The following is a 6001-nucleotide window of genomic DNA, read 5'->3' as shown; positions in this document are numbered from 1 at the left end:
GTCCTGGCCTTCATGGCTTATCGGAACGTCTGGGCCGGCATCAAGCACTGAGCCGGATATGACGAGATGACAGGGGGCCGTCCGGTTGACCGGGCGGCCCCTTTTCATATGGGGAGAATGTGATGCGCGGACAGGGGCGGCTGGGGTTGATCGGGGGCAGCGGGCTCTACCGTATGCCAGGCCTTTCCGACGGAGAATGGATCGAGGTCGAGACCCCGTGGGGCGCGCCTTCCGATGCGCTGCTGATGGGCGAACTGGCCGGCCGCGAAGTCGCCTTCCTGCCACGGCACGGTCGCGGCCATCGACTGGCACCGGGCGAGGTCAATTATCGCGCCAACATCGCTGCGCTGAAAGCGGCGGGCTGCTCTGAAATCCTTGCGGTATCCGCCGTCGGGGGCTTTCACGAAGCGGTGCCGCCTGGCAGCTTCGTGCTCGTCGACCAATATGTCGACCGCACCGTGCGAGGCGGACGCAGTTTTTTCGGCGAGGGAATTGTCGCCCATGTGGCCTTCGCCCGTCCGACCTGCGGGCGGCTCGGCGCGACCGTTGCGGAGGCGCTGGCGGTGCAGGGGCGCGCTCATCGGATCGGTGGGACGATGCTGGTGATCGAGGGACCGCAATTTTCGACACGGGCGGAATCGCTGCTCCACCGCCAATGGGGCTGCGATGTCGTAGGCATGACCGGTCTGCCGGAGGCCCGCCTCGCGCGCGAGGCGGAGCTTTGTTACGCAAGCGTGGCGATGGTCACCGACTTTGACGCCTGGTCGGACAGTGAGGTCGACGTCGTAGGTGTCTTGTCGACGATGAACGCCAATGTCGTGCGGGCCCAGTCGCTGGTCGAGGCCGTTGCGGCCCGGGCCGGTGGAGGCAGGGGGTGTCCGCAGGGCTGCGACCATGCCCTCGATGGAGCAGTGATTACAGCGCGCGACTGCTGGCCGACCGAGACGAGAGCCAAGCTGGCCGCGTTGGCGCCGCGCCTGTTTGACTGAGTGCCTTCAGACGGCGGCGCGCAGCGGCTGGATGTTGGTCACCTTCATCGTCATGACAATATTGCCATCTTGATTGAGCACGGTCAGGCGAAAGTTGATGAAGCCCATCGATGGCCGCGACCTGGGAACCGACTTGGACAGAACCTCGCTCTCGACGCTCAGCACGTCGCCCGGATAGACCGGCCGCGTCCAGCGCAGCTCATCGACGCCGGTGCCGCCGAGCGAGAAATGGCCGTCCTCCAGCCACTCGTCGGTCAGCATGCGCATCACCATCGAGCAGGTATGCCAGCCGCTGGCCGCCAGCCGGCCGAAGATGGGGGAGGCGGCGGCGGCATCATCGTCAAGATGGAAGGGTTGCGGGTCGAATTTCGAAGCGAAGTCGATCACCTCTTCGCGCTGCACCGGATAGGCGCCGAAGCGGTCGACCCGTCCGATCTCGAAATCCTCGAAATATCGCATGCCCTGTCCCCGATGATCGGCCGCTGCGTGGCGCGCCGCCCTGTTGATAATCGTCGGCTGTCAGCCGGCTCAGACGTTGAAGCGGAACAGCATGATGTCGCCGTCCTGAACGATATAGTCCTTGCCTTCCGACCGCAGCTTGCCCGCTTCGCGCGCCGCCGCCTCGCCGCCGAGTGTGACATAGTCGGCATAGGCCATCGTCTCGGCGCGTATGAAACCACGTTCGAAATCGCTGTGGATCGCACCGGCAGCCTGGGGTGCCTTCGATCCCTTCTCGATCGTCCAGGCGCGGGCTTCCTTGGGGCCGACCGTGAAGAAGGTGATCAGATCGAGCAATTCATAGCCAGCGCGGATCACCCGAGCGAGACCGGTTTCGTCCAGTCCGAGGTCCGACAGGAAATCGGCCCGGTCCGCAGGATCGAGCGTCACGATCTCGGCCTCGATCGCGGCGGAGACGATCACCGCCTTGGCGCCCTCGGCCTTCGCCTTCTCGGCCACGCGCGCCGAGAGGGCGTTGCCGCCGGCGGCGGCACCCTCGTCGACATTGCAAACGTAGAGGACCGGCTTCGCGGTCAGCAACTGCGCCTGCGCAAACAGGCGCGTCTCGTCGTCGTCCTTCGGCTGGGTCAGGCGGGCCGGCTTGCCTTCACGCAGCAGCTCGAGTGCCTGGCCGAGGACTGAGGCGGCCGCCTTCGACTCCTTGTCGCCCTGTGCCGCTTTCTTGGCGAGGTTGGGCACGCGCTTCTCGAGGCTTTCGAGATCGGCGAGCATCAATTCGGTCTCGACCGTCTCGGCATCGGCGATGGGGTCAACCTTGCCTTCGACATGGGTAACGTCGCCATCCTCGAAGCAGCGGAGGACATGTACGATCGCGTCGACCTCGCGGATATTGGCGAGGAACTGATTGCCCAGACCCTCGCCTTTGGACGCGCCGCGCACGAGACCGGCGATGTCGACGAAGGCCAGCTGCGTCTCGATGATCTTGGCGGATCCGCCGATCTTCGCGATCTCGTAGAGACGCGGATCGGGAACGGCGACCTGCCCGATATTGGGTTCGATCGTGCAGAAGGGGTAATTGGCCGCCTGCGCCGCCGCAGTCTCGGTCAGTGCGTTGAAGAGGGTGGACTTGCCGACGTTCGGCAGCCCAACGATACCACAGCGAAAACCCATATCGATTCCAGACTTGTTCGGTTGCGCGCGCGATAGCGGGTGCGGCCGCCAAAGGCCAGTCTCCGCAAGCAATGACTGGCTTTGGACAAAGGCGGAAACGTCAGGCAGATGCGCTCAATAGCCGGGGCGTCCGGAGGATCAGCGTAACCCGTGCGCCCCGATCAGTTTTGCTGACCGTCAAAGACCCGCGATGGCGCTCGGCAATGGCTCGCACGATCACCAGGCCGAGGCCATGTCCGCCGAGCGTCGACCGCGCCTCGCCCGGCTCGGCGGGCGCGTTGGCAAAGCCCGGCCCTTCGTCGGCCACGGACAGGGTGAGCGCGGCCTCCCCCTCCAGCTCGCCATCCTGCGCCGCGACATGGATGGCGCCGCCGTGCGGGGAGACCTTGAGGGCATTGTCGATGAGATTCGCCAGGGCGCGGACCAGCAATTCGCGGTCGCCGATGAAGCGCGTCGCGCGCATGTCGCGGACGATGCGCACGCCCTTCTCGTCCTCGGCCACCGCTTCATAGAGGTCGATCGCCGTCTCGACGGCTTCCGCCACATCGAACGGGCTGGCGGGGGTTCCGACGTCGGCCTCGATCTCGCGCAGTTCGAGCAGGGCGTTGAATGCGGCCATCAGCCGTTCCAGTTCCTCTGCTGCGCGCGTGGCCTGCTGCGCGACGGCTTCATCGGAAGCATTCTCCATCGTCGACAAACGCGCGCGGACGCGTGCCAGCGGCGTTCGCAGGTCGTGCGCGATATGGTCCGATGCGGCGCGCAGGCCATGGATGCGGCGCTCCAGTTCGGCCAGCATGCCGTTCATGTGGCGCGCGAGGATGCCGATCTCGTCGGCCGGTCCGGTCTCGGCGATCCGCTGGCCTATATCGCCGTCGGCGACCCGATCGCACACGTCGTTGAGTCTGCGGATTCGCGCTGCGGTCTGTCCGCCTACCATCAGCGCGGTGACGACCGACAGGCCCAGGAGGAGAAGGACGATGCCGCCGCCCCATATGCCGAGCGAGGTGCGCAGCGCGCTGGCGGACTGGACGGGCCGTGCGAAAAGCAGGCTGCCGCCGCGCGGCAGGGCGCGAATGAGGGCGACGATATCGCTGCCCGACGCGGTCTCGCCGATCGCATAGCCCTCCCGCCACGGACGCAGGCGGGGCCAGGCGGTGGCGCTGCCGCTGACGCGGCCCTCTGCGTCGCGGTAAAGGAGTATGCGGGGCTGCTGCGTGCGGACCGCATAACCGCCGACGTCGCGGACCGCAGCTGCGAGCAGCGGGGCGGCTGTCGGATCGTCGAGCACCCCGGGCAGCTTTTCGGCAAGCGCTTCATAGTCATAGCGGGCGGCCTCGGCCGCCGCGATTCGCCGCGCGTCGCGGTCGACCATGAACAGGGCGGCGGCACTGAGCGTCAGGGCAAGTGCCGAGAAGAAGGCAAGGAGCAGCGCGGTCTTGGCCGGTAGCAGCAGGGTCTTCAAATCGCGTCGTCCAGCCGGCGCAGCATCAACCCCTGACTTCGCACCGCCACGATCAGCGGGTTGAGATGCGCGGGAATGCAACTGGCCGCCGCCTCCAGCTTGCGGCGCAGTCGCGACACATGGACGTCGATCGTGTTGGCGAAATTGGCCGGCACGAAATTATAGGTGGACCAGCAGATCGACCACAGCATCGAACGCGTGACGGGCAAGCCGGCATTGCGAGCGAGAAGGCTCAGGATCGCAAATTCCCGTGCCGTAAGGTCGAGCTGCGCGCCGCAGAGCGACGCCGTCATGCTGCCGGGGTCTATCCTGAGCGGACCGCAGACGAGTGCTCCGTCCTCTCCGGCGCCCGAATCCCAGGCACGGCGACGGAGCAGCGCGGCAAGCCGCGCCAGAAGTTCGATCTCGGACAGGGGCTTGACGGCATAATCGTCGCCGCCGCCCGCGAGACCCTCGACTCGATGCCTTTCCGATCCGAGCGCCGTCAGGAAGAGCGCCGGTGCTCGTGTCGATTGGCCGGAAGCGTCGCGAATGCGGCCCAGGGCACCCAGCCCATCGATGCCGGGCGTCTGTCTGTCGAGAATGAGAACGTCATAGCAGGACTCCCCGGCAAGCCGGACTGCTTCCAGGCCGTCGCCGGTTACCTCCACCCGGTCGAACCCCGCCCGGCGCAATGCGCTGGCGAGCAGGTCTGCCACCTCCTCTTCATCCTCCAAAATGAGCGCCGAGCGCCCCAGGAACAGACGTCGAAACGTCTGCTCGATCCCCTTGTCGTCCCCCTGCTCCATCGTCCTATCATGCCCAGTGGGCCGCGAAAGAAAAGCGCCCGTATCCGCAGCGTCAGATAAATTCAGGTGTAGCCCGCTAGCACGCCGGCGGACGGAACGATAAACCGGTGCGATGAGGCCGCTGATCGCACTTGCCTGTCTGCTCGCTGGGGGGGCTGCTGCCCCGTCGCCGATCGAGGACGCCACGCTGGGCTTTCGCCTCGCGGAAAAGGCCCGGCAAGCCGCTGATGCCGATCTGATGCTCTCCGCAGCGCGGCTGGTGGCCGCCAGCGGTCTGCGCGGTGCAACGCTGCGGAACGGCAGGTTGGAGGCAGGGGAGGGGCTGCCCGGCATGCCGAACGAAGCGGTGGCGCTGGCCGAGGAGGCGCGCCTGCTGGCGCCCGAAGATCGGCGCATCGCCGAAGAGGTCGACCGCCTGCGCAGCGCGCGTCCCAAGGGAATCGTCGGGGGAAGCTGGGGGAGTGGACCGCTCGAATTTCGCGAGATGCTGGCACCCGGCAGCAGCATAGCCTGGACGGTCGAAGCGCGCGGGGCGGAGACGGCCCTGGTGTCGGCGATCGGTGATGGCGATGCGGGCCTGCGCCTCCGTGTCGTCGACGGGCGCGGGCGGTCGGTTTGCGACCAGGGGGGCGACAGCCACTATCCGCTATGCCGCTGGTCGCCACCAAGGGCGGGGCGTTACCGGATTTCGCTCGGCAATGCCGGCCGTGTCCCGACCCGCGTCGTGGTGCTCAGCAACTGATCGACGTCAGGCATCTTTGTCCGAGAGGCTATGCATGGCTACGCAGTCGCGGCCATTGTTCTTGGCGACATAGAGTGCCTCGTCGGCACGCTTGATCAGCTCATGCCGGGTCATGCCGGGCCCGGCCTGTGCCACGCCGCAACTCAGCGACATGACGAGCCGCTCACCGTCGTCCAGGACGACAGGGTCGCGCGACACGGCGATACGGAGCGCGTCGGCGATCGATTTCGCCAGTTCGGGCGACGTCCCGTCGAGCACGATTGCCAGCTCATCTCCACCCAGGCGCCCGATCACGTCATGGTCGCGCAGCAGCGCGCGCAGCCGATTGTGCAGTTCGACCAAAACCCGATCCCCTGCGAGGTGGCCGAAGCTGTCGTTGACGCTTTTGAAC

The 6001-nt window shown here is 66.6% G+C and carries 7 protein-coding genes; 2 read left to right on the top strand and 5 right to left on the bottom strand.

Translation table 11 applies throughout. From position 1 onward, the window contains the following. The first annotated feature begins 122 nt into the window (after positions 1-122). Entirely contained in the window at positions 123-989 is an 867-nt protein-coding gene (mtnP, locus tag KAY22_RS23000; protein ID WP_296625503.1) for an S-methyl-5'-thioadenosine phosphorylase, read from the top strand. Between the two features lie 6 nt (positions 990-995). Here mtnP and KAY22_RS22995 read toward each other — a convergent pair whose 3' ends face one another. The 4 genes from KAY22_RS22995 to KAY22_RS22980 form a co-directional block, all read right to left on the bottom strand. After that, positions 996-1448, bottom strand: a complete 453-nt coding sequence (locus KAY22_RS22995; protein ID WP_296625501.1) for a MaoC family dehydratase — start codon at positions 1446-1448, stop codon at positions 996-998. Positions 1449-1517: 69 nt separating this feature from the next. Further along, positions 1518-2618: a redox-regulated ATPase YchF gene (gene ychF / locus KAY22_RS22990; RefSeq protein ID WP_296625500.1), complete on the bottom strand. Its 1101-nt coding sequence runs from the start codon at positions 2616-2618 to the stop codon at positions 1518-1520. A gap of 100 nt (positions 2619-2718) precedes the next feature. Beyond that, positions 2719-4080, bottom strand: a complete 1362-nt coding sequence (locus tag KAY22_RS22985; protein WP_296625499.1) for a HAMP domain-containing sensor histidine kinase — start codon at positions 4078-4080, stop codon at positions 2719-2721. After that, the gene (locus KAY22_RS22980) at positions 4077-4868 is read right to left on the bottom strand and encodes a response regulator transcription factor (protein ID WP_296625498.1); all 792 of its coding nucleotides are present in this window, start codon (positions 4866-4868) and stop codon (positions 4077-4079) included. The genes KAY22_RS22985 and KAY22_RS22980 overlap by 4 nt, the downstream gene beginning before the upstream one ends. 112 nt (positions 4869-4980) lie before the next feature. On the opposite strand from KAY22_RS22980, the gene KAY22_RS22975 reads away from it, so the two are divergent. Next, on the top strand, positions 4981-5610 hold the full coding sequence (locus KAY22_RS22975) for a hypothetical protein (RefSeq protein ID WP_296625497.1): 630 nt from the start codon (positions 4981-4983) through the stop codon (positions 5608-5610). Positions 5611-5616: 6 nt separating this feature from the next. Here KAY22_RS22975 and KAY22_RS22970 read toward each other — a convergent pair. Then, positions 5617-6001, bottom strand: a 385-nt coding sequence (locus KAY22_RS22970) for a GGDEF domain-containing protein (RefSeq protein ID WP_296625496.1), incomplete at its 5' end; no start/stop codon positions are given.

The sequence above is a fragment of the Rhizorhabdus sp. genome, assembly GCF_018006725.1.
Classification (GTDB): domain Bacteria; phylum Pseudomonadota; class Alphaproteobacteria; order Sphingomonadales; family Sphingomonadaceae; genus Rhizorhabdus.
This window is presented reverse-complemented; position numbering and strand designations above follow the sequence as displayed.

Coding starts and splice junctions, on each gene's coding strand:
- KAY22_RS22995 (WP_296625501.1), bottom strand. CDS start 1,448: ATGCGATATTTCGAGGATTTCGAGATCGGACGGGTCGACCGCTTCGGC.
- KAY22_RS22980 (WP_296625498.1), bottom strand. CDS start 4,868: ATGGAGCAGGGGGACGACAAGGGGATCGAGCAGACGTTTCGACGTCTG.
- ychF (WP_296625500.1), bottom strand. CDS start 2,618: ATGGGTTTTCGCTGTGGTATCGTTGGGCTGCCGAACGTCGGCAAGTCC.
- KAY22_RS22975 (WP_296625497.1), top strand. CDS start 4,981: ATGAGGCCGCTGATCGCACTTGCCTGTCTGCTCGCTGGGGGGGCTGCT.
- mtnP (WP_296625503.1), top strand. CDS start 123: ATGCGCGGACAGGGGCGGCTGGGGTTGATCGGGGGCAGCGGGCTCTAC.